General features: G+C 62.1%; 19 protein-coding genes. 11 read left to right on the plus strand and 8 right to left on the minus strand.

Features of this window, described 5'->3' with window-relative positions:
• Nucleotides 1-372: 372 nt before the first annotated feature.
• Entirely contained in the window at nt 373-1,365 is a 993-nt protein-coding gene (locus tag C8267_RS08800) for a class II fructose-bisphosphate aldolase (protein WP_087360061.1), read from the minus strand.
• A 448-nt stretch (nt 1,366-1,813) separates the two neighbouring features.
• Between C8267_RS08800 and C8267_RS08805 the strand changes: the two genes are divergently transcribed.
• The 5 genes from C8267_RS08805 (at nt 1,814) to C8267_RS08825 (ending at nt 8,339) form a co-directional block, all read left to right on the plus strand.
• A complete protein-coding gene (locus C8267_RS08805; RefSeq protein WP_087360064.1) occupies nt 1,814-3,427 on the plus strand; it encodes a fumarate hydratase in 1,614 nt (537 codons plus the stop codon).
• Between the two features lie 99 nt (nt 3,428-3,526).
• Nucleotides 3,527-5,371 carry a BatD family protein gene (locus tag C8267_RS08810; RefSeq protein ID WP_442778178.1) on the plus strand — a complete coding sequence of 615 codons (1,845 nt, stop codon included), beginning with the start codon at nt 3,527-3,529 and terminating at the stop codon, nt 5,369-5,371.
• A gap of 52 nt (nt 5,372-5,423) precedes the next feature.
• Nucleotides 5,424-6,305: a tetratricopeptide repeat protein gene (locus C8267_RS08815; protein ID WP_106634432.1), complete on the plus strand. Its 882-nt coding sequence runs from the start codon at nt 5,424-5,426 to the stop codon at nt 6,303-6,305.
• 228 nt (nt 6,306-6,533) lie between these two features.
• Nucleotides 6,534-7,130 (plus strand): recombination mediator RecR, encoded by a 597-nt coding sequence (recR, locus tag C8267_RS08820; RefSeq protein WP_106634362.1) that lies wholly within the window; start codon nt 6,534-6,536, stop codon nt 7,128-7,130.
• Between the two features lie 210 nt (nt 7,131-7,340).
• On the plus strand, nt 7,341-8,339 hold the full coding sequence (locus C8267_RS08825) for a malate dehydrogenase (protein WP_087360076.1): 999 nt from the start codon (nt 7,341-7,343) through the stop codon (nt 8,337-8,339).
• Between the two features lie 322 nt (nt 8,340-8,661).
• Here the strand turns inward: C8267_RS08825 and C8267_RS08830 are convergent, their stop codons facing one another.
• The gene (locus C8267_RS08830) at nt 8,662-9,108 is read right to left on the minus strand and encodes an META domain-containing protein (RefSeq protein WP_106634363.1); all 447 of its coding nucleotides are present in this window, start codon (nt 9,106-9,108) and stop codon (nt 8,662-8,664) included.
• Between the two features lie 153 nt (nt 9,109-9,261).
• On the opposite strand from C8267_RS08830, the gene C8267_RS08835 reads away from it, so the two are divergent.
• The 3 genes from C8267_RS08835 (at nt 9,262) to C8267_RS08845 (ending at nt 13,751) form a co-directional block, all read left to right on the plus strand.
• A complete protein-coding gene (locus tag C8267_RS08835; RefSeq protein WP_087360082.1) occupies nt 9,262-9,636 on the plus strand; it encodes a RidA family protein in 375 nt (124 codons plus the stop codon).
• 189 nt (nt 9,637-9,825) lie between these two features.
• Entirely contained in the window at nt 9,826-12,378 is a 2,553-nt protein-coding gene (locus tag C8267_RS08840; protein WP_087360085.1) for an adenosylcobalamin-dependent ribonucleoside-diphosphate reductase, read from the plus strand.
• Between the two features lie 185 nt (nt 12,379-12,563).
• The gene (locus C8267_RS08845; RefSeq protein ID WP_106634364.1) at nt 12,564-13,751 is read left to right on the plus strand and encodes an OmpA family protein; all 1,188 of its coding nucleotides are present in this window, start codon (nt 12,564-12,566) and stop codon (nt 13,749-13,751) included.
• A 496-nt stretch (nt 13,752-14,247) separates the two neighbouring features.
• Here C8267_RS08845 and ribH read toward each other — a convergent pair whose 3' ends face one another.
• From ribH to C8267_RS08860, 3 genes are all read right to left on the minus strand, one after another.
• Nucleotides 14,248-14,778: a 6,7-dimethyl-8-ribityllumazine synthase gene (ribH, locus tag C8267_RS08850; RefSeq protein ID WP_087360091.1), complete on the minus strand. Its 531-nt coding sequence runs from the start codon at nt 14,776-14,778 to the stop codon at nt 14,248-14,250.
• Between the two features lie 15 nt (nt 14,779-14,793).
• Nucleotides 14,794-15,477, minus strand: coding sequence for a tetratricopeptide repeat protein (locus C8267_RS08855; RefSeq protein ID WP_106634365.1), 684 nt, complete (start codon nt 15,475-15,477; stop codon nt 14,794-14,796).
• 121 nt (nt 15,478-15,598) lie between these two features.
• Nucleotides 15,599-16,270 carry a YczE/YyaS/YitT family protein gene (locus tag C8267_RS08860; protein WP_106634366.1) on the minus strand — a complete coding sequence of 224 codons (672 nt, stop codon included), beginning with the start codon at nt 16,268-16,270 and terminating at the stop codon, nt 15,599-15,601.
• Between the two features lie 150 nt (nt 16,271-16,420).
• On the opposite strand from C8267_RS08860, the gene C8267_RS08865 reads away from it, so the two are divergent.
• From C8267_RS08865 to C8267_RS08875, 3 genes are all read left to right on the plus strand, one after another.
• Entirely contained in the window at nt 16,421-17,311 is an 891-nt protein-coding gene (locus C8267_RS08865; protein WP_087360100.1) for a helix-turn-helix transcriptional regulator, read from the plus strand.
• Between the two features lie 113 nt (nt 17,312-17,424).
• A complete protein-coding gene (recF, locus tag C8267_RS08870; protein WP_106634433.1) occupies nt 17,425-18,513 on the plus strand; it encodes a DNA replication/repair protein RecF in 1,089 nt (362 codons plus the stop codon).
• Entirely contained in the window at nt 18,510-18,800 is a 291-nt protein-coding gene (locus tag C8267_RS08875) for a DUF721 domain-containing protein (RefSeq protein ID WP_234025738.1), read from the plus strand. The genes recF and C8267_RS08875 overlap by 4 nt, the downstream gene beginning before the upstream one ends.
• Nucleotides 18,801-18,920: 120 nt before the next feature.
• Here the strand turns inward: C8267_RS08875 and C8267_RS08880 are convergent, their stop codons facing one another.
• From C8267_RS08880 to C8267_RS08890, 3 genes are read right to left on the minus strand one after another with little or no spacing between them, the layout of a single operon-like run.
• Entirely contained in the window at nt 18,921-20,618 is a 1,698-nt protein-coding gene (locus C8267_RS08880) for a BACON domain-containing protein (protein ID WP_106634367.1), read from the minus strand.
• A 21-nt stretch (nt 20,619-20,639) separates the two neighbouring features.
• Nucleotides 20,640-22,310: a SusD/RagB family nutrient-binding outer membrane lipoprotein gene (locus C8267_RS08885; protein ID WP_106634368.1), complete on the minus strand. Its 1,671-nt coding sequence runs from the start codon at nt 22,308-22,310 to the stop codon at nt 20,640-20,642.
• A 13-nt stretch (nt 22,311-22,323) separates the two neighbouring features.
• Nucleotides 22,324-25,659 (minus strand): SusC/RagA family TonB-linked outer membrane protein, encoded by a 3,336-nt coding sequence (locus tag C8267_RS08890; RefSeq protein WP_106634369.1) that lies wholly within the window; start codon nt 25,657-25,659, stop codon nt 22,324-22,326.
• Nucleotides 25,660-25,664 lie beyond the last annotated feature (5 nt).

Consider the following 25,664-nt stretch of genomic DNA (forward strand, 5'->3'; position numbering starts at 1 on the left):
TCCCGGCGGGCGGCGCTGCGGCTATGCGCGTCCGGACGGGCAGTGCGGCGATACGCGGTGGTGCGGCGGTGTGAAGGTGTGAAGGTGTGAAGGTGCGGTGGTCCAGCCGGGTGGGCGGTTCTGCTCCGTCGGGACTCGGGTCCACGACGCCCGGCACGGCCCGTCCGTTGTCCGTTGTCCGTTGTCCCGTCTGTTTCCGGCGGACCCTCCCGCCTGCCTTCCCGGCTTGGTCCCTCCCCTTTGCCCTGCCTCTTGTGCGCCCGTCCCGTTGGTGTGACCCGCCGCGGCAGCCTCCGCCCCTGCCGCGCGGGCATAAAAAATCCGGAGACCCCGCTCGGGGCCTCCGGAAATTGTTTGCGAAGCGCGCTTCGATTAAGCCTTGCCGGCCGAACCGAGGACGTTCTCGCACTTGTGCTTGTAGAGCTTCTTCAGCTCGTCGCGAGCCGGACCCAGGTACTTGCGGGGGTCGAACTCTGCGGGCTGGTCCACGAAAATCTTGCGGATGGCAGCGGTCATGGCCAGACGGCCGTCCGAGTCGATGTTAATCTTGCAGACAGCGCTCTTGGCAGCCTCACGCAGCTGCTCCTCGGGAATACCTACCGCATCCTTCAGCGCACCGCCGTGGGTGTTGATGATGTGGACATACTCCTGCGGAACGGACGACGACCCGTGGAGCACAATGGGGAAGCCCGGGATGCGCTTCTCAATCTCCTTCAGAATGTCGAAACGCAGGGGGGGCGGAACGAGGATGCCGTCGGCGTTGCGGGTGCACTGCTCGGGCTTGAACTTGTTGGCGCCGTGCGACGTACCAATCGAGATGGCCAGCGAGTCAACGCCGGTCTTCGATACGAAGTCAACCACGTCGTCGGGGTTGGTATAGTGCGAGTGCTCCGAAGCGACCTCATCCTCGACACCGGCCAGAACGCCCAGCTCACCCTCGACCGTTACGTCGAACTGGTGTGCATAGTCAACCACCTTCTTGGTCAGGGCGACGTTCTCATCGTAGGGAAGCGCCGAACCGTCAATCATTACCGACGAGAAGCCCATCTCGATGCAGCTCTTGCAGAGCTCGAACGAGTTTCCGTGGTCGAGGTGCAGCACGATGGGAATGTTCTTGCCCAGCTCCTTGGCGTACTCCACGGCGCCCTGCGCCATGTAGCGGAGCAGCGTCTGGTTGGCATACTTGCGGGCGCCCGACGATACCTGCAGAATCACCGGCGACGAAGCCTCGACGCAAGCCTGGATGATGGCCTGCATCTGCTCCATGTTGTTGAAGTTGAATGCAGGAATCGCGTAACCGCCTTTGATTGCCTTGGCAAACATCTCACGGGTGTTTACCAGACCCAAATCTTTGTACGATACCATAAGTAATGAGTTTATGTGAAAAAATTGTTAGTCTCAAAAACCGCCACAAAGTTAATAAATATTCTTAAGAAACGGAGTCTCCGCATAAAAAAATCGCCCGCGGCGAGCGTGCGGCCCCGCTTCGCAGGCGAGGATTTATATATCGGTGGGGGAGGAGCGCGCCGGGGCCGCCGCGCGGGGCCCGGCGCCCTCCGCTCGGGAGGGCGGAAAAAGGGGAGGAAAGTGCTCCGGAGCGCTCTGCCGTGGGGTTTTTCGAGGGGTTTTGCGGGCAGCGGCCGGAATTTTTACCCTCCGGTTTCTCCGGTTTGTGAAAAAAATAACAATCCGCCCCGTTTTGTTGCGGTATTTCGGGAGAATTTTGTATTTTTGCGGTGACCGAAGGGGGCGACGCGCCCCCGGCGGACTACACAACCAACAACGGCAAACAACAATATAATCATAACGAGCCATGTCTGAATTCATCTATCAGGAGCCGTTCCCCGTCGGGGAGGACAAAACCGAGTACCGTCTTTTGACGAAGGATTACGTGAAAGTGGTCGAGTGCGACGGCCGCAAGGTGCTGAAGGTCGACCCCGCGGGCCTCGAGCTGCTCTCGAAGGCCGCCTACAGCGACGTGTCGTTCTACCTGCGCTCGGCGCACCTGCAGAAGCTGCGCAACATCCTCGACGACCCCGAAGCGACCGACAACGACAAGTTCGTCGCCTACACGATGCTGCTCAACCAGTGCGTGGCCGCCGAGGGCGAGCTGCCCACCTGCCAGGATACCGGTACGGCCATCTGCATCGCCCACAAGGGTGAGGACGTATGGACCGGCGCCGACGACGCCCGCTGCATCGCCCGCGGCGTCTACGAGACCTACAAGGAGCGCAACCTCCGCTATTCGCAGGTGGTCCCCTTCTCGATGATTGACGAGAAGAACTCGGGAACGAACCTCCCGGCACAGATTGATATCTACGGCGGCAAGCCCGGCATGGAGTACGAATTCCTCTTCATCACCAAGGGCGGCGGCTCGGCCAACAAGACCTTCCTCTACCAGCAGACCAAGGCGCTGCTCAACGAGGAGTCGCTCACCAAGTTCATCAAGCAGCATATCTTCGACCTCGGTACGTCGGCCTGCCCGCCCTACCACCTGGCCATCTGCATCGGCGGCACGTCGGCCGAGATGTGCCTCTCGACCGTCAAGAAGGCTTCGGCCGGCTATCTGGACGAGCTTCCGACCTCGGGCAACGAGGGCGGCCGCTGCTTCCGTGACCTGGAGTGGGAGGAGAAGGTGCTGAAAATCTGCCGCGAGAGCGGCGTGGGCGCCCAGTTCGGCGGCAAGTACCTCGTACACGACGTGCGTGTCATCCGCGCACCGCGCCACGCCGCATCGTGCCCCGTGGCCATCGGCGTCAGCTGCTCGGCCGACCGCAACATCAAGGCGAAGATTACCCCCGAGGGCATCTTCCTCGAGCAGCTCGAGAAGAACCCCGCCCGCTTCCTGCCCAAGGAGGCTCCCGCCATGTCGCCGGCCGTGGACATCGACCTGGACGAAGGCATGGACAAGGTGCGCGCCATCCTGACCAAGTACCCCATCAAGACGCGTCTGAACCTGCGCGGTACGCTCATCGTGGCGCGCGACATCGCCCACGCCCGCATCAAGCAGATGCTCGATGAAGGCAAGCCCATGCCCGAGTACTTCAAGAAGCACCCGGTCTACTATGCCGGTCCGGCCAAGACGCCGCAGGGCATGGCTTCGGGCTCGTTCGGCCCCACGACGGCCGGCCGCATGGACCCCTACGTGGACCTCTTCCAGAAGCATGGCGGCTCGATGGTGATGGTGGCCAAGGGCAACCGCTCGCAGGCCGTGACGGACGCCTGCAAGGCCAACGGCGGCTTCTACCTGGGCTCCATCGGCGGTCCGGCAGCCATCCTGGCCAAGAACTCCATCAAGTCGGTTGAGGTGGTTGACTTCCCCGAGCTGGGCATGGAGGCCGTGCGCAAGATTTACGTCGAGAACTTCCCCGCCTTCATCATCGTGGATGACAAGGGCAACGACTTTTTCGCCGAATTCAAGCACTAAAATCCTCCGCTCGCATATAATAACGGTGCACGGGCGTCGTTATAGTTGCAAAAAGCGAGTCTATACGAATCGATGAGAGCATTCTTAGCGAAAATATTCTTGACGGCACTCACCGTGCTGGCGGTCTTCTCGGCGTACGGCGCCGAGAAGGTCACTTTTGAGACCCATGCTCCCTTGACGGTAGCCGTGGGCGAGGCCTTCCGCGTGGAGTTCTCGCTCAACGCCAAGCCCGACGAAAGCACCTTCTCGGCCCCCTCGTTCGAAGGGTTCGACGTGCTGGCGGGCCCGGCCGTCTCGAAGGGGCAGCGGATTTCAATCGTCAACGGCTCGATGGACAAGACCGTCGAATACAAAATCACCTACGTGCTGCTGCCGCAGGCCGAGGGCAACGTCACCATCGGCAGCGCCTCGATTGCCGTCGACGGGACGACCTATTCGACCGACCCCGTGCCGGTGGAGATTGTCCGCGAAGCGGGCTCCGGCTCCTCCGCGCAGCATGGCGGCAGCGGCGGCCAGTCGGCCGCCCCGGACAGCGGTCAGACAGCCGCTCAGGGGCAGCTGGCCAAGGACGACGTGCTGCTGCGTGCCGAGGTGTCGCGCACGTCGGTCTACAAGGGTGAGCCGCTGCGCGTGAGCTTCAAGCTCTACACGCGGGTGCCCATCGTCGGTTCTCAGGGCGAAAGCTGGCCCTCGTTCAACGGATTCTGGGCCCAGGAGCTCGACGTCAACTCCGTGCCGCGTGCCGGCCGCGAGACGCTGGGCGGCAAGGTCTACAACGCCCAGGTGGTGCGCGAATACCTGCTCTACCCCCAGCAGGCGGGCAAGCTGGTCATCGAGCCGGCCGAGCTGACGCTGCTGGCACAGGTGGTCGTGCAGAACAGCCGCAACATGGACCCCTTCTTCGGAGGCGGCCCCGACATCTACAACGTGCCCCGCAAGGTGGCCACGCAGCGCGTGACGGTCAACGTCAAGGAGCTGCCGGCCGGTGCGCCCGAGAGCTTCAGCGGCGCGGTGGGCAACTATACGATGGAGGCGACGCTGCCCGAGACGCATCTGGCCGCCAACTCGGCCGCGACCTATACGGTGAAGATTTCGGGTACGGGCAACCTGACCTTCGTGCAGGCGCCCAAGCTCACGCTGCCCGGCTCGTTCGAGCAGTACAACGTCAAGACGACCGAATCGCTCAAGAGCTCCGTGGCCGGAACGTCGGGATACCGCCAGTTCGAGTACCCCTTCATCGCGCGTGCCGAAGGGACCTACGACATTGAACCGGTCGAGTTCTCCTACTTCAGCCCCGAGCGGATGCAGTACGTGACGCTCCGCTCCAAGGCGCTGACGCTCGACATCACCCCCGATGCCAAGGGGGGCGGCGACGCGGCGCTGGTCATGCAGGGACGCGGCATGTCGAAGGAGGAGGTCAAGCTGCTGGGGCAGGACATCCGCTTCATCAAGCTGGGCGGAGCCGGCTTGCGGCCCATGCGGTCGCCCTTCCTCTTCAGCGCGGCCTACTGGGTGCTGCTGGGGGGCATTCTGCTCCTCTTCGCCATGGCCTACGTGGCGCTGCGCAAGCGGATTCGCGACTCGCAGAACGTGGCCCTGCTGCGCGGACGGCGCGCCAACAAGGTCGCCGTGCAGCGCTTCCGTGCCGCCAAGCACTACATGACCGAGCAGAACCGCCACGCCTTCTACGAGGAGATGTTGCGGGCGCTGTGGGGATACATGGGTGACAAGTTCAACATCCCCGTGGCCAGCCTCACGAAGGAGAACGTCCGCGAGGAGCTCCACAAGCGGGGCGTGCCGGCCGAGGACTCGCAGCGCTTCACGGCCATCATCACGCGCTGCGACGAGGCGCAGTATTCGCCCGTCGAGTCGTCGCGCATGAGCGACGTCTATGCCGAGGGTGTGGACCTGATTTCGCACATTGAGTCAATCATCAAACGGTAGCGGCGTGCGGGAAACCAAGTGTATGACTGAACAACGGAGAGCGATGAAAGCGATGAAACGATATGCAATCTGCGCGGTGGCGCTGCTCGGCATGGCGGTGACGCTCCGGGCTGCGGAGCCTGCCGACTCGCTTGCGGGCGTGCCGGATACGGTGCAGACGGCCGCCGCCGAGGGGGCCGAGGGCGATGCGGTGACAACGGCCGCAGCGGCGCAGACGGCGGACAACGAGACGGCGCTGACCGAGGCGCAGTTGTGGGACAAGGCCAACACGGCCTACATCAACTCGGACTTCCATACGGCCATCGACGTCTACAACCAGATTCTGGCCCGCGGACTCGGCTCGGCGAAGCTCTACTACAACCTGGGCAACGCCTGCTTCAAGGACGAGCGGCTGGGTGAGGCGATTCTCAACTACAACCGCGCGCTGCGCCTGGCGCCGGGCAACGACGACATCCGCTACAACCTGGGGGTTGCCGAGGCGATGACCAAGGACAACATCGAGGCGATTCCGGAGTTTTTCCTCGCCTCGTGGCTGCGCGCCGTGCGCCACGTGATGGGGTGCACCTCGTGGAGCATCCTCTCGCTTGTGGCGCTGCTGGCGGCGCTGGGGCTCTTCCTGCTCTACCTGCTGGCACAGCGGCTGCCGCTGCGCAAGGCGGGCTTCTACGGAACGCTCGTGGCCTTCCTGCTCTTCGTCGTAACAACGTGGTTTGCAGCGGGCGAGCGGCATGAAATCCTTGACGACACGCAGGCCGTGGTGATGACCGCGTCGACGGCCGTCAAGAGTTCGCCCGACAAGTCGTCGACCGACCTCTTCGTGCTCCACGAAGGGACCAAGGTGACCGTCACCGACCGTCTGGATGATTGGTGCGAGGTGGTCATTGCCGACGGCAAGAAGGGGTGGCTCGAGCGCTCGAAAATCGAGGTCATCTGACCCTGCGGCAGCGCCGGGGGGGGAGATACAGGCTCCGGGGCGGAATGGAGGACCCGGGAGGAGTTGGGCGGAAGGCTCGGATTCGGAAGGAGTGGGGCCGGAAGGCTCGGATTCGGAAGGAGATGGGCCGGAAGGTTCGGACCCGGAAGAATTGGAATTGGAAGGATTGGTCCCGGAAGGATTGGACCCGGGCCGCAGATGTAGAACTGTTTAGAACGAGATAAGACATTGTCACGACTTCTTCAGGATGTCGTCGGCGAGCTGACGAAGCTGCCCGGAGTGGGGCGCCGCACGGCGTTGCGGCTGGCCATCCACCTGTTGCGCATGGAGCCCGAATCGGTCCACGACATGACCCGCAGCATCAACCGCTTCCGCGACGACGTGAAGTATTGCGCGCAGTGCAACAACCTCTCCGACGAGGAGATTTGTCCCATCTGCGCGGACCCCGAACGCGACCACTCGACCATCTGCGTCGTGGAACAGGTTGCCGACGTGCTCTCGATTGAGAACACGCACCAGTACCGGGGGCTCTACCATGTGCTGGGCGGCGTGATTTCGCCCATGCAGGGCATCGCCCCCTCGGACCTGAAAATCGACCTGCTTGTCGACCGCATCGCACGGGGCGGCGTGACGGAGGTGATTCTGGCCATCTCGACCTCGGTCGAGGGCGAGACGACGCTCTTCTACCTGATGAACCGCCTCAGGCAGTTCGAGGGGCTGAAGGTGACGGCCATCGCCCGGGGTATCGGCTTCGGCGACGAGCTGGAGTACGTCGACGAGCTGACCATCGCTCATGCGCTGATGAACCGCCGCGAGGTGGAGTAGGCGCCGGGCCGCAGGGGGGGAGACTCCCGGACCCCGCGGGGGAGCAGGCTTCGGACTGCCGAAAGGTCTGCCAGGGTCGCCGCGATACGAAAAGTTCTGCCGGGAATGACCGGCGATGCGGAGGCCGGGACGTGAGGCCGGGATGATGGAAAAGAGAAACGAAAGACGTTTTACAAAAAATAGGTGTTCAACTTTTAAAACAGAACGATTATGGAATTTCTGACGAACGAGAAACTGACCATCGTCGGCGCAGCCGGCATGATTGGTTCGAACATGGCACAGACGGCTCTGATGATGCGCCTTACGCCGAACATTTGCCTCTATGACCCCTTCGGTCCCGCACTGGAAGGTGTTGCCGAGGAGCTCTACCACTGCGCCTTCGAGGGTGTAAACATCACCTGGACGACCGATGTGAAGGAGGCTCTTACGGGCGCTGCCTATGTCGTATCGTCGGGCGGCGCTGCCCGCAAGGCCGGCATGACGCGTGAGGACCTGCTCAAGGGCAACGCTCAGATTGCCGAGGATTTCGGTAAGAACCTCAAGGCCTACTGCCCCGATGTAAAGCACGTGGTCGTTATCTTCAACCCGGCCGACATCACGGGTCTCATTACCCTGATTTACTCGGGTCTGAAGCCCTCGCAGGTGACCACCCTCGCCGCTCTTGACTCGACGCGTCTGCGTTCGGAGCTGGCCAAGTACTTCAAGATTTCGCCCGACGAGGTGAAGAACTGCCGTACGTACGGCGGCCACGGCGAGCAGATGGCCGTATTCGCATCGACGACGATGGTTGCCGGCAAGCCCCTGTCGGAGCTCATCGGCACGAAGATGCCCGTTGAGGACTGGCACGCACTTCAGCAGCGCGTCATCCAGGGCGGCAAGCACATCATCGACCTGCGTGGCCGCTCGTCGTTCCAGAGCCCGGCATACGTCTCGATTTGCATGATTGCAGCAGCCATGGGCGGCAAACCGTTCGACTATCCTGCCGGTGTTTATGTACACAACGGCGAGTTCGACCACATCATGATGGCCATGGAGTGCGAGATTACGAAGAACGGCGCCCACTACAAGGATGTAAAGGGAACTCCCGAGGAGCATGCAGCCCTGAAGGAGAGCTACAAGCACCTCTGCACGCTGCGTGACGAGGTGATTGAGATGGGTGTGCTGCCCGCTATGGACAAGTGGGGCGAGCTGAACCCGAACCTCAAGTAATCGGAGTCACCTCCGGACAAAAAGAAGCCGGCTTCCCGTCAGGGGGGCCGGCTTTGTTGTGGAGCGGGGTGAACTGTCGGAACGCGGACCGGAGCGGACCAGAACGGACCGGGTCGGAACGAAGCGTTGGCGGAACCGGGGTGGGCCGGAGCGGACCGAGGCGTGGCCGGAGCCTCCGGGTCTCCGGGCCTCCGGGCCTTCGGACCTCCGAGTCTTCGGACCGCGGAACCTCTGACCCGCGACCCGCGACCCGCGACCCGCGGAACCTCTGAACCTCTGAACCGCGGAGCCGCGGGGAGGGCAGTGCCTCGGAGGTCGGGCGCTATTCCGATTTGGCCGGTTTGGCCTGGAAGACCGCCTTCAGGTCACCGTTGGAGAGCAGCAGCAGCATCGGACCGTCCATCTCGTAGTGGGTGGTCGACTCGATGGCCTCGGCAAAGGCCGCTTCATCGGCTCCGTCGGGGCAGGCCATGCGTGTCGAGGCGAGCGGCGAGATGCTCAGCGCGCGGCGTTCGCTCAGCGTGTAGCTTCCCGTCAGCTGGTTGCAGGCGCCGACGCCGGCCACGCGCCGCTCCTCCTCCAGAAAACGGAGCGTGTAGCGCCCCTCTTCGGGCTGGAAGTGGCGTCCGCCCAGCTGGATAAGCTGCCATTCGGTCCCCACGAGCGGCCGCTGCGTGCGGCGCTGGTAGGAGCGGCAGGGGCAGCAGCCCGCCGCCGTGAAGAGCACGAGCAGTGCGGCCAGACCGCTCTTGAAGAGAAGATGTTTCATGACGTATGTCTTTTTTGGTCGTTCGACGCCCAAAGATACGGATTGTTCCGCGGACGGACAACTTCGGGGACGCTTTTCCTCCGATTCGACCCGGCGGAGGTTGTAAATGAGCGGACGATTCCGTATCTTTGTCCGAAACAACCACCCTCCACTATGAAAAAGATTATCGCATCGCCCCTGGCTCCCAAGGCCGTGGGTCCCTATTCGCAGGCCGTCGAGGCGGCAGGCACCATCTACGTTTCGGGGCAGCTGCCCATCGACGCCTCGACGGGCCGTATGCCCGAAGGCATCGAGGCGCAGACGCGCCAGTCGCTGACCAACCTGCGCCACATCCTCGAGGAGGCGGGCAGCTCGCTCGAGGCGGTGGTCAAGACGACCGTGCTGCTGCAGGACATGGGCGACTTTGCCGCCATGAACGCCGTCTATGCCGAGTTCTTCACGCAGCAGATGCCGGCGCGCATGTGCTATGAGGTGGCCCGGCTGCCGATGGGCGCCAGCGTCGAGATTGACGCCGTGGCGGTTCGCTGATTCGGCGGGCTGCAGGCTCGAACGCGCTCCGGTGAGGCCGGGCGCGTTTTTTTGCGGTGCTGTAGATAACTTTTCATAAAATTGATTTCTTTTAATTGTTTTTTACCGAAAAAAACGGCAAATTTGTAAAACCGTATTTTGAGACGAAGTGTTCCAACTGACTGATAAACCGAGAAAAAGATAAATCATATGTCAAAAACCGAAACAACCGCACCTTTGAAGAAAGTTGCCTACAACGATGCGGTTGCCGAATCGAAAAAATACTTCGACGGGGACGAACTGGCCGCCACGGTGTGGGTGAGCAAGTATGCGTTGAAGGATTCGTTCGGCAATATCTACGAATCTTCCCCCCGCCAGATGCACGAGCGCATCGCCGCCGAAATCGAGCGCATCGAGCGGAAGTATCCCAACCCCATGTCGAAGGAGGAGGTTTTCGAACTGCTCGACCACTTCCGCTACGTGATTCCCCAGGGCGGCCCGATGACCGGCATCGGCAACAACCTGCAGGTGGCCTCGCTCTCGAACTGCTTCGTCATCGGCCACAAGCATCCGGCCGACAGCTACGGCGGCATCTTCCGCATCGACGAGGAGCAGGTGCAGCTCATGAAGCGTCGCGGCGGCGTGGGTCACGACCTCTCGCACATCCGTCCCACGGGCAGCCCGGTGCTCAACTCGGCGCTCACCTCGACGGGTATCGTCCCCTTCATGGAGCGCTACTCCAACTCGACGCGCGAGGTGGCGCAGGACGGCCGCCGTGGTGCGCTGATGCTGACGCTCTCCATCAAGCACCCCGACGCCGAGCGCTTCATCGACGCCAAGGTCGACACGGGCAAGGTGACGGGCGCCAACGTCTCCATCAAAATCGACGACGAGTTCATGCGTGCCGCCATCGAGGGCAAGCCCTACCACCAGCAGTTCCCGATTAATTCGCCCGCGCCGCTCTACCAGCAGGATATCGACGCCCGCAAGCTGTGGGAGAAGATTATCCACAACGCCTGGAAGTCGGCCGAACCCGGCGTGCTCTTCTGGGATACGATTATCCGCGAGAGCGTCCCCGACTGCTATGCCGACGAGGGCTTCGTGACGGTCTCGACCAACCCCTGCGGCGAGATTCCCCTCTGCCCCTACGACTCGTGCCGTCTGCTGGCCATCAACCTCTTCAGCTATGTGGACAAACCCTTCACGAAGGAGGCCAGCTTCAACTTCGAGCGCTTCAAATCGCATGTGAACAAGGCGATGCGCATGATGGACGACATCATCGACCTGGAGCTGGAGAAGGTCGAGCTCATCATCGCCAAAATCGAGGCTGACCCCGAGGACGAGGATATCCGCAGCGTGGAGCTCAACCTCTGGAAGAAAATCCGCACGATGGCCACCAAGGGCCGCCGTACGGGTCTGGGCATCACGGCCGAGGGCGACATGCTGGCCGCTCTGGGGCTGCGCTACGGCTCGGACGAGGCCATCGACTTCGCCGTCGAGGTGCAGAAGACCCTGGCGCTGGCTGCCTACCGCGCATCGGTGACGATGGCCGGCGAGCGCGGCGCCTTCCCCATCTACAGCACCGAGAAGGAGCGCAACAACCCGATGATTGCCCGCATCCGCGAGGCCGACCCGGAGCTCTACGCCGAGATGGCCGAGAAGGGACGCCGCAACATCGCCCTGCTGACCATCGCCCCGACGGGCACCACGTCGCTCATGTCGCAGACCACCTCGGGCATCGAGCCGGTCTTCCGCACGGTCTACAAGCGGCGCCGCAAGATTAACCCCTCGGACGTGGACACGCATGTGGACTACGTCGACGAGACGGGCGAAAAGTTCCAGGAGTACAACGTCTACCACCACAACTTCGTCAAGTGGCTTGAGGCTAATGGCTACGACACCTCGAAGCTGGCGACCATCTCCGATGCGGAGCTTGACCGCTGGGTGGCAGCCTCGCCCTACCACGGCGCCACGGCCAATGACATCGACTGGGTGGCCAAGGTCAAGATGCAGGGTGCAATCCAGAAGTGGGTCGACCACTCGATTTCGGTGACGGTCAACCTGCCCAACAACGTTTCGGAGGAGCTGGTGGCCCAGGTCTACCGGACGGCATGGGAGAGCGGCTGCAAGGGCGTGACGGTCTACCGTGACGGCTGCCGCGACGGCGTGCTGCTCGACAAGAACTCGCAGAAGAAGTCTCGCTGCGAGGAGCATCCCGGACAGGTGCTCAAGCGTCCCAAGTCGATTCCGGCCGACATTGTGCGTTTCAAGAACGGCTCGGAGGACTGGATTGCCTTCGTGGGTCTGCAGGACGGACGCCCCTACGAGATTTTCACCGGTAAAATCGAGGAGGACGCCATGTACATCCCCCGCAAAATCACCAAGGGCAACATCATCAAGGTGCGCGAGGCCGACGGCACGAAGCGCTACGACTTCCAGTATACGGACCGCTACGGCTATACGAACACCATCGGCGGCATCTCGCGTCTGTTCAACGAGGAGTTCTGGAACTATGCCAAGCTGATTTCGGGTGTGCTGCGCCACGGCATGCCCATTGAGAAGACCGTTTCGCTCATCGAGTCGCTCCATCTGGACAGCGAGTCCATCAACACCTGGAAGACGGGTGTCTGCCGGGCGCTCAAGCAGTATATCGTCGACGGCACGAAGACCAAGGGCAAGTGCCCGAGCTGCGGTCAGGAGAACATGGCCTACCAGAACGGTTGCATCACCTGCATGTCGTGCGGCTATTCGAAGTGCGGTTGATGCCTCATAGCGGGAGGGGCAAATGGGCCTCTCCGGGCGGCAGAGGGGCCGGGATGCGTATCCCGGCCCCTTTTTTTAGTGCCGAGACCGACTTTTTTTGCGTGCACGATATGTAAACCGCAGATTTATCGTTATATTTGTAAAGAATTTTAATATTCGTTTCGGACTTAAATCAAATGAGAAGCATGAAAAAACTATTCCTGACATGTGTCTTGGTTGCAACGGCTTTCGCTGCAACGGCAGGTGAGGAACCCAAGCATCCGAGTTGGTCGGGTTTCGTCACCAACGGTTTTTGGGATAACTGGGAGGTTTCGGTCGGCCTCGGAGCCGGAACCGCCTTCACGACGGGCACCAACGCCGGAAGTTTCGGCGAACGGCTCGGTTTCGAGGGCAACGTCTCGCTGCTGAAGTGGCTCAACCCCGTGCTCGGAGTCCGCGTTCAGCTGCAGGGCGGCAAGCTCGGTAACTTCGACCCCGACCTGGGCAAGGCCAGATGGCCCTACCTGTTCGGTCACGTCGACCTGGCGGTCAACCTCTCGAACTGGATTGGCGGCTATCGCGACGACCGGGTCTACTATGCCGTCCCCTTCGTCGGCTTCGGTTACATGGTCAGCAACTTCACCGACGAGATTCAGTCGAAGTTCGCAACCTCGACGCAGGATGACTTCGCGGTGGCCTACGGCCTTCTGAACAAGTTCCGCGTATCGCCCGCCTTCGACATCAACCTCGAGCTGAAGGGCTTCATCACCCACGACCGCGTCTGCCCGGCCAAGACGTCGAGCACCGTGCTGCTCGGTCTGGGTGCCACGGCAGGTGTGACCTACCGCTTCAACCGCCGCGTCTGGGAGCGTGGTGTGCCGGGTGTGACCGAGGAGCAAGTGGAGGCCTTCCAGCGCGCCGTGGCCGACGGCAATGCCCGTCTGGAGGAGGCCAAGGCCGAGAACGAGCGTCTGAACAGCGAACTTGAGGCTGCGCGTGCCGATGCCGAGCGTGCCGACGCCGCTGCCCGTGCTGCCGAGGCGAAGGCTGCCCAAGCTGCCGCCCAGGAGCTCAATCCCAGCCCGATGTCGGTGATTTTCTACGACTACAGCATGTCGAAGCTCACCTCGAAGGAGAAGACCCGTCTGCTGCTGATGGCCGAGGTCATCAAGAACGGCCCCGAGGAGCGTGTCTACAAGATTCAGGGCCATGCCGACAAGCAGACCGGTACGCCGGCCGGCAACAAGCGTGTGGCCGAAAACCGCGCCAAGAACGTTTACGACTTCCTGGTGGCCAACGGCGTCAACCCCAAGCAGCTGACCTACGAGGGTCTGGGTGACTCGGAGAGCCCCTATGACTTCAAGGAGGCCAACCGTTCGGTGATTATCAAGTAACGGGCGACCGATATCCTCCCGGCGGGTTTCGTCGGGTCGGGCGCATTCCGCTGCAGCGGGATGCGCTCTTTTTTTGTCGCCTGTGTGCCGGCTTTCGAGAAGGGGACCGTCGGCCGGCGCCGGAAGCAGCCTGCCGGGTGGTGCCGGGCGTGTCGCCCGGCTGGGTGCAGGGGTGGGGCAGGGAGGATGCTGTGGATGGAAGTGGCGTGTCTCCGGCTCAAGGGGTGTGTGACCCGGCAGCAGGGTGCGGGCGTTTGGACTATCTGCGGTGTCTGTGGTTTGCGGTTTGTGGTTGTTGGGATGCGGCAGAGGCGTCGGGCCTGCGATATGGGGTTGTCGGGATGCGATGGAGTAGTGGCTCTGGCCTGCGGATATGGAGATGCGTAGCGCTGTTGCTGCCGCAAATTTGAAGGAGAGCATGAAAAAACGAGGGACCGACACGGTTGTCGGTCCCTCGTTTGGGGTTGGATGGAGCGCTTCCGCACCTCCGCCCTTGTCAGTTGATGTTGCGGCGGTCGGGTTCGCGGTTGGGCGATGCGGCCTCCATGTCAATCTGGAGCTTCACCATCTGGATGGCGGCGGCAGCGGCCTCGTCACCCTTGTTGCCCAGACGGCCGCCGCAGCGGTCGAGTGCCTGCTGCATGTCGTTGACCGTCAGCACACCGAAGGCGATGGGCATGTTCCACTGAATCTGGAGCTGGGTGATGCCCTGCGTTACGCCCTGGCAGATGAAGTCGAAGTGGCGCGTGTCGCCCTGCACGACGCAGCCCAGTGCGATGACGGCATCCACGTCGGTATACTCGGCGAAGAACTGGGCGCCGAGCGAGAGCTCGAACGTGCCGGGGACATACTTGATTTGGATGTTGATGTCGGGGCAGCCGGCGCTGCGCAGCGTCCTGACGGCGCCCTCGAGCAGCGCCTCGGTCACTTCGCGGTTCCACTCGGCCACGACGATGCCGAAGCGCATGTCGGCGGCCGAAGGCAGCGGCGAATCGAACTGCGAGAGGTTGTGGTTTTTCGTTGCCATGTGGTTGCTCCCTTGTTAGTTGATGCTTCCGAGGAGTTTCTCGGCCTCACGGGCCTCCATCGACGAGGGGTAGTTGTCCAGAATGCGCTGGAAGAGTGCGGCAGCACGCTCGTTGTTGCCCTGGGCCTTCTCGGCCAGACCTGCCTTGCGCAGGTAGAGCGGAGCGGTCATGTTGTTGTCGGCTGCCTTGACGGCCTTCTCGTAGAACTTCACCGCTGCGGCATAGTTGCCCTGCTCGACGGCTACGTCGCCCTGCAGCCCGTAGTTCTGGGCGTTAATCAGCGCGCCGGGAAGACCCTTCACGGGGGAGAACTTCGCCAGATAGAGGGCTGCCTGCTCCACATCGCCGCTCTTCAGGTAGCAGATGCCGGCGTAGTGCTTGGCCAGGTTGCCCGAGGGGGTCGAGCCGTACTGGTCGATGACGTCGAGGAAACCGGCGCCGTTGGCGTCGCCGTTCAGGGCCAGCTCATAGTCGGGGTTCTCGGCCTCGAAGCGGGTCTGTGCCTGGGCAATCATCTCGGCGGCCTTCTCGGCACGCGGCTGCACGATGAGGGTGCGGTATCCGAAGATGAGGGCTGCCAGGATGAGCAGTCCGAGGAAAATGTACGACATCAGTTTGCCGTTCTTCTCGAAGAAAAATTCCGTTTTGTTCATCGCCGTGCTGAGAGCTTCCTGCCCGGCGACTTGCTCCTTTGCCATAGAAAATATCGGTGTTTTGGGTTTATAATTTCATACAGTAGGCAGCAAAGATACAAAACTATTCACAAAGTACAATGCCGTGCTCCGATTTTTTTGCCCTGTGCGGCGTGCCGAAGTGGGCCTATTTCAGTGCCGAACGCAGCCGTCCGAGCGTGCGGCGCGTCATCACCCGCGTGTTGAGGAACGAGACGATGTAGCCGGTGATGCAGGCGGCAATGACCGTACCCTCGCGAACCCCCTCGATGCGCCCCGAGAAGAGCAGTCCGAGCACCACGGCGATGAGCACCAGCGTGATGTCAAACACCACCTTGACACGGCCGAACTCCCGCCCGTAGCGCTGTGCGGCGTATTTGACAAAGGCCTCGGCGCTCTTCATCGCCACGCGGGGCTTGAGCTCGAGCACCACGCCTACCGACTGCACGAGGCAGCCGAAGAGCAGCAGCGCCAGCGAGGCGGCGTAGCCTGCCGGAACGAGCCCTTCGGTGAGTGCCATGTTGAGGTCGATGAAGAGGGCGAAGAGGAACGAGAAGGGGAGCTGCAGCAGTATCTCGACCGTGTCGCGGCGGGTCGTGCGGCCGCGCAGCAGCCAGAACTGCCCGCCCATGAGGATGAGGTTCGTCAGAAAGGTCCACCAGCCCAGCGTGAGGGTCGTGTGCAGACTCAGCACGTAGTTTTCGCTCGATATGGGGGTCGTCCCGAGCGACGAGCGGACGATGAGGACGATGCCGAGGGCCAGAAAGTAGAGCCCTGCGATGAAGATGGCGTAGCGTTTGGCCAGCTGTTTCGGTTCCATGGGCAGAATCTTTTTTGGGGAAGGGCCGGTCAGGACCGGTTCCAGCCTGCAAAGGTCTTGCTTTTTGGGCAAAAAGTATTGACCGTATCCGTCCTTTTTTTGTCAATCGGGAAATAAATCGTACCTTTATAGAGTAAAACCAACCGCCCGATGAGTGAATTGCGAACCTACGATAATGCGCAGCTGCTGCATCACTGGCCTCAGCTGCCGCATCTGGACGACGAGGTTGTCTGTTTTGTGGGCAATTTTGACAACCGTCGTTATCCGCACAACGAGCGGTACTTCAACCGCGAGCTGATGCTGGTGCTGCTCACCGCGGGACACTCCGAAATCCGCCTCAACGGGCGTCCCGTATCGTTGTCGGCAGGAACCGTCCTGCTGCACGGTCCGGACTATCTGACCGACCACCGCAGTTTGTCCTCCGACCTCGAGTATATGGCGTTGTCGCTCTCCGAGTCGCTCTGGGCCGAGGAGCCGGCCCTGTCGCGCATCGTTGCGCAGCTGCTGCTCACCATGCGCCGCGACGACGACTGCACGCTCCGTTTGAGCCCCTATGCCGCCGAGCATCTGCGCAGCGAACTCGAAGCGCTGATGTCGCTGCTCGATTCGGACCACCGCTTCCTGCGGCGCAGGGTGCAGGTCCATTGCGAGGCACTGCTGCTCGATGTGGCCGACTGGCTGTCGCACAAGACGGTGGTGCGCGAACATGTGAGCCGCCGCGACCGACTGCTGCGTGAGTTCCACGCCCTGGCGACGAAGCACTTCCGTGAGGAGCACTCCGTGGGCTTCTATGCCGACCGGCTGGCCGTGAGCCGGCAGTATCTGACGCGCGTGCTGCGGGCCGAGACGGGGCGCAGCGTGAACGAAATCCTCAGCGAGTTGCAGCTCATGGAGGCGCGCAACCTGCTCCTCACGACGACGCTGCAGGTGGGTGAGGTGGCGGCGCAGCTGGGCTTCGGCGATGCGGCCGTCTTCTGCAAGTTTTTCCGCCGCCATGTGGGCTGCACGCCGCTCGCCTTCCGCCGCAGCCGTGGAGTCTGATTGCGTCAGATTCCGTTGGCGGTTGAAATAAATTTGGCGGTCCCTGCCGCTTGTCGTATCTTTGTACCTGAAACGGCGCGCCGGAGGCGCACCTGCATAATGTCCGATTGGCCATGTATCTCAAGAGACTATCGCTGCTCAACTTCAAGAATGTTGCCCAGGAGGAGCTCCGGCTCTGCCCCGGCGTCAACTGCTTCGTGGGGGACAACGGCGCCGGCAAGACCAACATCATGGAGGCGGTCTACTACCTCTCGATGTGCAAGTCGTCGCTCGGCATGACCGACGGTCAGAGCATCCGCCACGGCGCAGATTTCTTCGTGGTCGAGGGGAGCTACCTGACCGACGCCGGACGCACCGAGCAGGTCTCCTGCTCCTTTGCCCGCAAGGGGGGCAAGGTGCTCAAGCGCAACGGCAAGGAGTACGAGCGGTTGTCGGACCACGTGGGGCTCGTCCCCGTGGTGATTGTCTCGCCGGCCGACTCGGCGCTCATCAGCGATGCGGCCGACGAGCGGCGCCGCTACCTCAACGGCTTCATCGCGCAGCTCGACCGCCCCTATCTGGCGGCCGTCATGCGCTACAACGCCGTGTTGGCCGAGCGCAACCGGCTGCTCAAGCACATGCCTGACGAGACGATGCTCTCCATCTACGACCGCCAGCTCGCCGAGCACGGACGGCTCATCCATGCGCGGCGCGGCGAGTATGTCGCCCGCCTGAGGCCCTTCGTCGAGGAGTGCTACCGCCGTCTTTCGGGCGACAGCGAGCAGGTCGAGCTCACGTACCGTTCGGAGCTGAACGACCGCCCCTTCGAGGAGCTGCTGCTCGCCTCGCGCGCCCGCGACCTGGCCAACGAGTTCACCACCTCGGGTATCCACCGCGACGACCTGGTGCTCCGCATCGGCGGCTATCCGCTGCGCAAGTACGGCTCGCAGGGGCAGCAGAAGTCCTTCCTCATCGCCCTCAAGCTGGCGCAGTACGCCGTCGTGGCCGAGGCCTGCGGCGAGCGCCCCATTCTGCTGCTCGACGACCTCTTCGACAAGCTCGATGCCGGCCGCGTCGAGCAGCTCATCCGCCTGGTGTCGGAGGAGCGCTTCGGGCAGATTCTCATTTCAGACTGCAACCCGACGCGTCTGCGTACGATTCTCGACCGCGCAGGCGCAGACTATACCCTTTTCGAGGTCGAGCATGGAACCATCAAACAATGAGACGGACGAAGACCATGCTGATGGGCGACCTGCTGGAGGAGTTCTTCAAGCGCCCCTACGTTGCCGCCAAGGTGGCTGAAGGCAAGCTGCCCGATACGTGGCGTGCCATCGTGGGTGAGGCGGCCGCTGCCCAGACAACCTCTCTGCGCCTGGAGCGGGGCGTGCTCTACGTCACGCTGCGCTCGAGCGTGCTGCGCTCCGAGCTGCTCTACCAGCGTGAGGCGCTGCGCGATGAAATCAACCGCCGCTCGGGGGTGGCACTCGTCCGCTCGGTGGTCGTCCGCTGACCCGGGGGAGGGAGACGGGGCGTGTCCATGTTCGGTACAGCCGCCGCGATGCTCCTTATGCAAAAAAAGTCCGGTGCTCCATCTGGAGCACCGGACTTTCTGTCTGCTGAGTGCGGGGTGTTACTCGACAACCTCGATGCGCGGGCTGTCCTTGTAGCCCGTATCCTCGGAGCTTGCCCAGCGGCACGTACCGCCGTTGGGGTTCTCCAGTGCCAGGTTGCCTCCCGTGCAGTTGGCGGCGCAGATGAAGCGGAACTGTACCTCGCCGTCGGGGATTGCACGCTTGAAGGATACGGTGGCCGATACCTCCAGGTTCGGCGTGCTGGTGGGCAGGATGTGGGTGTAGGAAATCTCCTCACCGTTGAAGGTGGCCGTCTTCAGCTCGGTAGCAGCCTTCCACGTCGTACCGTCGAGGTACTCGAGTCTCCAGTACTTCTGACCCGTACCCGAGATGCGGCTGACGCCCGAGAAGCGGACGTTGGTGCCTGCCTTGAAGTTCTTCACCGGTACGCGGAAGAGCCAGTAGTCGCCCGGCCATGCACCCGTGATGTAGGGCTGGCCCGTACCGCCGATGAAGCGCTCGCAGTCGGGGTCGGGGTTACCCTGGCTGTCGACGTAGGTGTGCGTGTAGGAGAGGTATCCGACGCCCGTGACGGCGCGCAGGTTGTTCTCCTCGACGAACTGTTTGGTCGGCGTGGTGTAGTCGGTGCCCGAAGCTCCGTTGAAGAACCACTCCACGGGGCTGTCCAGACCCGTCATCGGAGCGCTCGACCCGGCGCCGGTCTCCTGCGAAATCGTGATGTCGAAGGTGGCGCTCACGCCCAGCACCTCGGCCGTGCGGATGGATACCATGCCGTAGCGCATGTCGCCCGTGTTGTCGGTCGGCGTGATGGTGAGCGTGTACTCCTGGTCGGCCTCACCCGCAGCGGGCGATACGCTGTACCAGGCGTCGGCCTCCGTGGTGGCCGTCCAGTCCCAGTTGGACTTGATGGTTACCGAGAGCGGCTTGGCGCCCTGTGCGGCGAAGGGAGGCAGCGAGTTGTCCGACGTGTCGAGGTCCTCGCTCGTCACCTCAATCTTCGGGCGAATCGTCTGCAGGATGTCGATGCGGTTGGTCGTCGACTTGTACTCGCCTACGCCCTCGAAGGTGATGGCGCAGCTGCGCTCGAGCTCGGTCGGCTGCTCGGGATAGGCCGCAACCTCGAGCTTGAAGGTGCCGTTGCCCGTCTCGGTGAGCTTCGCCCAGTCGTTCTGCTCCATCGAATAGAAGAAGTCGACGTTGGCGTTCACGTTGATGTCGTAGCTCTGTGCGGCGCGTCCGGCGACAATCTCCGTCGTGGCCGTGTTGTCGACCGAGATGGTGATGTGCGGAACGTTGGCTGCCTGTACCACCGCCAGTGTAGCCTCGGTCTGGCGGCCGTCGGCGTAGCGGAATACGACCGTCGTCGAGCGCGGCAGCGGGTTGTCGTTGTCCGTTACGCAGAAGCGTACCTTGCCGTCACGCGACCCGTGGTCGGGCCAGATGAGGAGCCAGTCGGCATCCTCGGAGTTGGCCTCGACCGTCCAGTCGCAGTTCGAGCGGATGTCGTAGCGGATGAGCTCGAGCGTCGGGTCGCCGACCATGGCCTCCACGTTGAAGCCCAGTTCGGACGACGAGGTGACCATCTTGCTCGACACCACCACGTTTTCGAGTCGGAAATAGGGTGTTCCCGTCGACGTGTCGTCGTCGTTGCACGACGCCGAGAACAGCGTTGCCAGCAGGAGCGTTGCAACGCCCGCCCCCCGGCGTATCTTGCGGAATAAATCTATGGTTTTCATAATCGTTCTGCGGTTGAAGGATTATTCGATTTGGCTCTCGTCGGCAATGATGTTGTGACGGAAGGAGTGCTCCCACGGCGTACCGGCATCCTTGGCGACGGCCTGGCCGCTCCACCATACGGGCAGAATCATGTTGTTGTCGGCCAGCGTGGCGCCCTGCTCGGCAAAGGCAGCCTCGTAGTTGGCGCGGTTGTTGGCCACGGCAATCTGCGGGTAGGCGTAACGGGCGATGAACTTGCCGTCGGTGTAGCCCAGGTCGATGGTGCCCTCACCGGTCATGCACTCGGGATAGCCCGTGCGGCGCATCTCGTGGTACATCTGGAAGCCGACCACCCAGAACAGGGCCAGCCACTTCTGCTCGGCCAGACGCTGCTCGGTGCCGTCCCACTTGCCCTCGTCGCTGGCCAGGAAGGCGGAAATCTCCTTCGAGCCAATCGAGATGGTCGAGAGGGTCAGCGTGCCCGATTCGTTGAGCATCGGGTAGGCGGCATACTGTCCGTACTCGTTCCACTTCTCGCACGATGCCGTGATGGCTGCCTCGTAGTACTCCTTCGCTTCGCCCGAAATCCAACCCTTCATCGCCGCCTCGGCCTTGATGAAGAGCAGCTCGTCGTAGTCGAGCATGTGGTTGGGGTTGGTGTCGCGTACGAGGGTCTCGTAGTGCAGATAGGGCTCCTTGTCCGAACGAATCGAGTTCGAGTTGAACTCGATGGTGCAGCCCGAAAGGGCACCCACCATCTCGCGGATTTCGTTGTTGACGTAGCGCGGCTTAATCCAGACGTACATGCGCGGGTCGGCGAATCCCGTCTCGGCATTGTAAATCATGCCCAGGAACTGGCTCGATACGTGGTGGTCGCCCGAAAGGCTCGTGTCGTTGGGGAAGGTGGTGGTGTTGAAGTAGTTGCGGTAGTAGATTGCCGTGCCCGAGAACTTCACCGTCGCGTTGTCGGCGTTCGACGTGAAGACGGGATAGGTCGTCGGGTCATCGATGATGGTGCGGATGCGTTCGCCGACCGTCGGAGTGAAGGCGTCGTTGCGGCCGCTCACACGCATCAGAAGACGCAGGTGCAGCGTATTGGTGAACTTCTTCCACTTGGAGATATCACCGGCATAGATGGCATCCTTGGTCGGGTCGTCCATCTCCTGCGAGGGGTCGTAGAGCGAGTTGGCGGTCTCCAGGTCGGCCATCATGGCCTCGTAGACCTCCTTCTGCGAGTCGATGTGGGGCTTGAGGATGCCCTCGTCGCCGCGCAGACCCTCGGTGTAGGCTACCGAACCGAACATGTCGGTGCAGATGGACATGTAGTAGACCTTCAGCGTGAGGCCGATGGCCTGGAAGTTGGGCTGGTTCTGGTCGACGGCCAGCTCATACATGTGGTCGGCATTCTTGGCCCACTTGTAGCAGAGATTCCAGATTTGCTGGAAGTTCTGGTTGCTGAGGTTGTAGCAGTGCTCGCGGCGCGGCGTCGACTTGGCGACGGTCACCTGCGAAATCTCGTTGGCGATGGCGAGCATGTAGTCGTCGAACGAGTTGGTAGCCGAGTAGAGCAGCGGTTCCAACATCGAAATGGGGGTGATGGAGCCCTGCGTAAGCTTGTTGGGGTTGGTGTTGTACTCCTCGAAATCCCCCGTGCAGGCCGTCACGGCCACGGCGGCCAGGGCGGTGTAGAGCGTATGTTTCAAGTATTTCATGGCTTGCATCGTTTTAGAACTGAAGTTTGAGGTTGAAACCGTAGGTGCGCGTCATCGGGAAGGTGACGGTCTCGATACCGGGGTAGATATCCGTGCCGTTCACGAGGCTGGCAGCCTCGGGGTCGTACTGCGGCCAGTCGGTGATGCAGAAGAGGTTCGTGGCGAAGAAGCCAATCGAAGCACCCTGCAGGAAGCGCGTCTTCTTGACCAGGTTGGCGGGCAGCTGATAGTCCAGGCGCAGCTCCTTGAGCTTGAGGAAGTCGGTGCTGAAGGTGTTCGTCCGGGCGTTGTCGCGGTTCCACTTGTAGGTCTGGTAGTAGGTGTAGACGTTCTCGGTGATGGTCGTGTTCTTCTTGTAGGTCACGTTGCCGTCGGCGTCGGTCACGGCGTTGACACCCGGAACAATCAGACCGTCGTCACGTCCCTCGAGCGAGTTCTTCAGCTTGCCCTGGTAGGAGAGTGCGAAGTTGGTTGCCGAGTAGGCGTTGCCGCCGACCTGTGCCGTGAAGGTGGCGCTCAGCGAGAGCCCCTTGTAGCGGAGCGTCGTGCCGAAGCCGGCGCGCCAGTCGGGGTTGACCTGTGCGATGTACTGGTCGGGGTCGGTGAAGGAGGGATACCCCGTCTTCTCGTTGATGATGGGCATGCCCGAGCAGTCAATCTGCTTGCCGTTCTCGTCGGTGTAGTAGGAGCCCTCCGGGGCGCGTACCCAGTCCTTACCGTAAATCTGGTGCATGGCCTGACCTACGTAGGAGTAGATGTAGACACGTCCGCCGATGGTCGTCGAGGTCGAGGTCTGCAGCGGCGTCTGGGGGTCCCAGCCATCCTGCAGCTCGCACAGCTTGTTCTTGTTGAGCGACCAGTTACCGTTGATTTCCCACGTGAAGTCCTTCGTGCGGACCGGCACGGCGCGGAACGAAACCTCGATACCCTTGTTCTCGATGCGGCCGGCGTTAATCTTCATTGCCGTGGCACCGATTTCGGCACTCTGCGAGGCGCTGATAATCTGGTCGGTGGTCGAGGTCTTGTAGAGGGCCAGGTCGATGTTGAGTCGGCTCTCGAAGAACTTCGTGTCAAGACCGATTTCCCAGCTGTTGGTCTGCTCGGGACGAATCAGGGCGTTGGGCAGCGTGGTGGGCAGCGTGAATCCGCCGGGGTAGTCCGTGGTCGAGTAGTCGGGGTAGAGCGAGAAGACGCTCGTGTCGTTACCGACGCTTGCCCACGATGCGCGCAGCTTGACCATGTTGACCCAGCGCGAGTTGAACTTCAGCGCCTTGTCGAGCAGGATGCTGGCGCTCACCGAAGGATAGAAGTAGGACCACTGCGTGGGGTGGAGCGTCGACGACCAGTCGTTGCGGGCCGTCACGTCGAGGAAGTAGGTATCGTCCCACGAGAGGTTCAGGAAGCCGTAGAGGCTGTGGATGGCCTTGTTGCTGCGGTAGGGCGAGACGTCAAGCGCCACGGCCGAGTTGGCGAACGAGTACATGCCCGGGCCCTCGACCAGCAGCTGCGAAGCCTCCGTCGTAATCGAGTAGTACTTGTTGCGCAGCGTGCTGCCGCCGAAGGCTGCCGTCAGGTGGAAGCGGTCCCAGAAGCTCTTGTCGTACTTGAGCAGGAAGTCCGACGAGTACTCGTACTGGCGGATTTCCTTGGTGCGGTACATACCCTCGGGGTAGTCGAGCGACATCTTGGGCTTCTGCTGCGAGCGCCATTCGATGTTCATGTCCACGCCGCCGCGCAGGTTGAGCGTCAGCTCGGGGAGAATCTCGAAGGAGATGTTCACGTTGCCGAACATGCGGTCGCGGTCGAGCTTGTTGAGCTCCTCGTAGAGCACGCGGTAGGGGTTGTGGCCTTCGAGGCTGTTGTAGACCAGACCCGAGGTGACGTTGTACTTGTCCTCGGAGTTACCGGCGTTGAAGTTGGCCATCGTGTAGCGGCCCTTCATGTACTCGTCGCGGTAGGCCGAAATCGGGTTGACGTTGTAGCCCCAGATAAGGCCGTACATGGGCGATGCCTGGCTGTAACCCGACATGGGCATGTTGTCACTGTCCTTGCGCACGTAGTTGACCTTGGCCGAGAACTGGATGCGCTTGCTGATTTTCTGGTTCAGCGCCAGGGCGAACGACTGCTGGTTGTACCCCGTGTTGGGCATAATCCAGTCGTTGCGCGTATCGGTGAACGAGAAGCGGGCGCTGGTGCCGTTGCCCGTCGAACCGTCGATGGTGACGCTGTTGGTCCACGTCACGCCCGTCTCGAAGAGGCCCGTATACCAGTCGTCGGCATAGACCCACGGCAGGCGGGTGAACTCGCCCGTCTCCCAGTTCTTCGACAGATAGAGGTAACGCATCTTGTTGGGGTCGAAGTGCTCACCGTAGGTGTAGCGCGAAATCTGCTGGCGAACGGCGACGCCGTCGTCGGTCATCGAGGCGGGAAGACCCCAGGCCGAAGCCTCGCGGTTGGTCAGCGACGTGGTGACGGCCGAAGGACCGTACTCGGTCTGGAAGTCGGGCCAGAAGCCGGCCTTCTCGAACGATACCGTACCGTTGTAGGTCACGCCGATACCCTTCTGCTCGCGGCCGCGCTTGGTGGTGATGAGGATGACGCCGTTCTGGGCCATCGAACCGTAAAGGGCGGCTGCGGCCGGGCCCTTCAGCACCGAGACGCTCTCGATGTCGTCGGGGTTGATGTCCGTCACGCCGTTACCGAAGTCCACCGGGGCATCCGAGTTGGCGTAGTTGGCGCCCGAGCCCGAAGCGACCGTGTTGCTCATCATCGGAATACCGTCGATGACGTAGAGCGCCTCGTTGGCGCCGTAGTTGAGCGACGAGTCGCCGCGCAGCGTGACACGCATCGTGCCGCCGGGGCCCGTACCGGCCGACGACATGGTCAGACCGGCCACCTTGCCGTTGAGGTTGCTCACCCAGTTCGAGGTGGTCGACTGCGTGAGGATGTCGCCGTCGACCTTCGAGATGGCGTAACCCACCGATTTCTCGGAGCGGGTCAGACCGAGGGCCGTCACGACCACTTCGTCAATCTTCTGCGAAGCCTCCTTGAGCGTTACGTCGAGGCGTGTGCGGGGGCCGACCGTAATCTCCTGCGAGTCGTAGCCCAGGGACTGGAAAATCAGGGTGGCATCGTCGCCCGGCACCTCGATGGTGTAGCTGCCGTCGATACCCGAGATGACGCCGTTGGTCGTGTTCTTGACCAGAATCGTGGCTCCGACCATCGGCGTTTTGCCGTCCGTGTCGTAGACGATACCCGTAACGCGTCGGCTCTGCGCCCATGCGCTGCCCGCAATCAGTACGAGCACGAGGGTCGCGAGTAAGTTCCTTAGGTAAAATTTTAGCTTCATATCGC

The organism is Alistipes sp. Marseille-P5061 (genome assembly GCF_900290115.1).
GTDB classification, from domain to species: domain Bacteria; phylum Bacteroidota; class Bacteroidia; order Bacteroidales; family Rikenellaceae; genus Alistipes; species Alistipes excrementigallinarum.

Excerpts from the sequence above, each read along its gene's own strand:
- C8267_RS08800 (WP_087360061.1), bottom strand. The coding sequence starts at position 1,365 with ATGGTATCGTACAAAGATTTGGGTCTGGTAAACACCCGTGAGATGTTT.
- C8267_RS08805 (WP_087360064.1), top strand. The coding sequence starts at position 1,814 with ATGTCTGAATTCATCTATCAGGAGCCGTTCCCCGTCGGGGAGGACAAA.
- C8267_RS08815 (WP_106634432.1), top strand. The coding sequence starts at position 5,424 with ATGAAACGATATGCAATCTGCGCGGTGGCGCTGCTCGGCATGGCGGTG.
- C8267_RS08825 (WP_087360076.1), top strand. The coding sequence starts at position 7,341 with ATGGAATTTCTGACGAACGAGAAACTGACCATCGTCGGCGCAGCCGGC.
- C8267_RS08830 (WP_106634363.1), bottom strand. The coding sequence starts at position 9,108 with ATGAAACATCTTCTCTTCAAGAGCGGTCTGGCCGCACTGCTCGTGCTC.
- C8267_RS08835 (WP_087360082.1), top strand. The coding sequence starts at position 9,262 with ATGAAAAAGATTATCGCATCGCCCCTGGCTCCCAAGGCCGTGGGTCCC.
- C8267_RS08840 (WP_087360085.1), top strand. The coding sequence starts at position 9,826 with ATGTCAAAAACCGAAACAACCGCACCTTTGAAGAAAGTTGCCTACAAC.
- C8267_RS08845 (WP_106634364.1), top strand. The coding sequence starts at position 12,564 with ATGAAAAAACTATTCCTGACATGTGTCTTGGTTGCAACGGCTTTCGCT.
- ribH (WP_087360091.1), bottom strand. The coding sequence starts at position 14,778 with ATGGCAACGAAAAACCACAACCTCTCGCAGTTCGATTCGCCGCTGCCT.
- C8267_RS08855 (WP_106634365.1), bottom strand. The coding sequence starts at position 15,477 with ATGGCAAAGGAGCAAGTCGCCGGGCAGGAAGCTCTCAGCACGGCGATG.
- C8267_RS08860 (WP_106634366.1), bottom strand. The coding sequence starts at position 16,270 with ATGGAACCGAAACAGCTGGCCAAACGCTACGCCATCTTCATCGCAGGG.
- C8267_RS08865 (WP_087360100.1), top strand. The coding sequence starts at position 16,421 with ATGAGTGAATTGCGAACCTACGATAATGCGCAGCTGCTGCATCACTGG.
- recF (WP_106634433.1), top strand. The coding sequence starts at position 17,425 with ATGTATCTCAAGAGACTATCGCTGCTCAACTTCAAGAATGTTGCCCAG.
- C8267_RS08875 (WP_234025738.1), top strand. The coding sequence starts at position 18,510 with ATGAGACGGACGAAGACCATGCTGATGGGCGACCTGCTGGAGGAGTTC.
- C8267_RS08880 (WP_106634367.1), bottom strand. The coding sequence starts at position 20,618 with ATGAAAACCATAGATTTATTCCGCAAGATACGCCGGGGGGCGGGCGTT.
- C8267_RS08885 (WP_106634368.1), bottom strand. The coding sequence starts at position 22,310 with ATGAAATACTTGAAACATACGCTCTACACCGCCCTGGCCGCCGTGGCC.
- C8267_RS08890 (WP_106634369.1), bottom strand. The coding sequence starts at position 25,659 with ATGAAGCTAAAATTTTACCTAAGGAACTTACTCGCGACCCTCGTGCTC.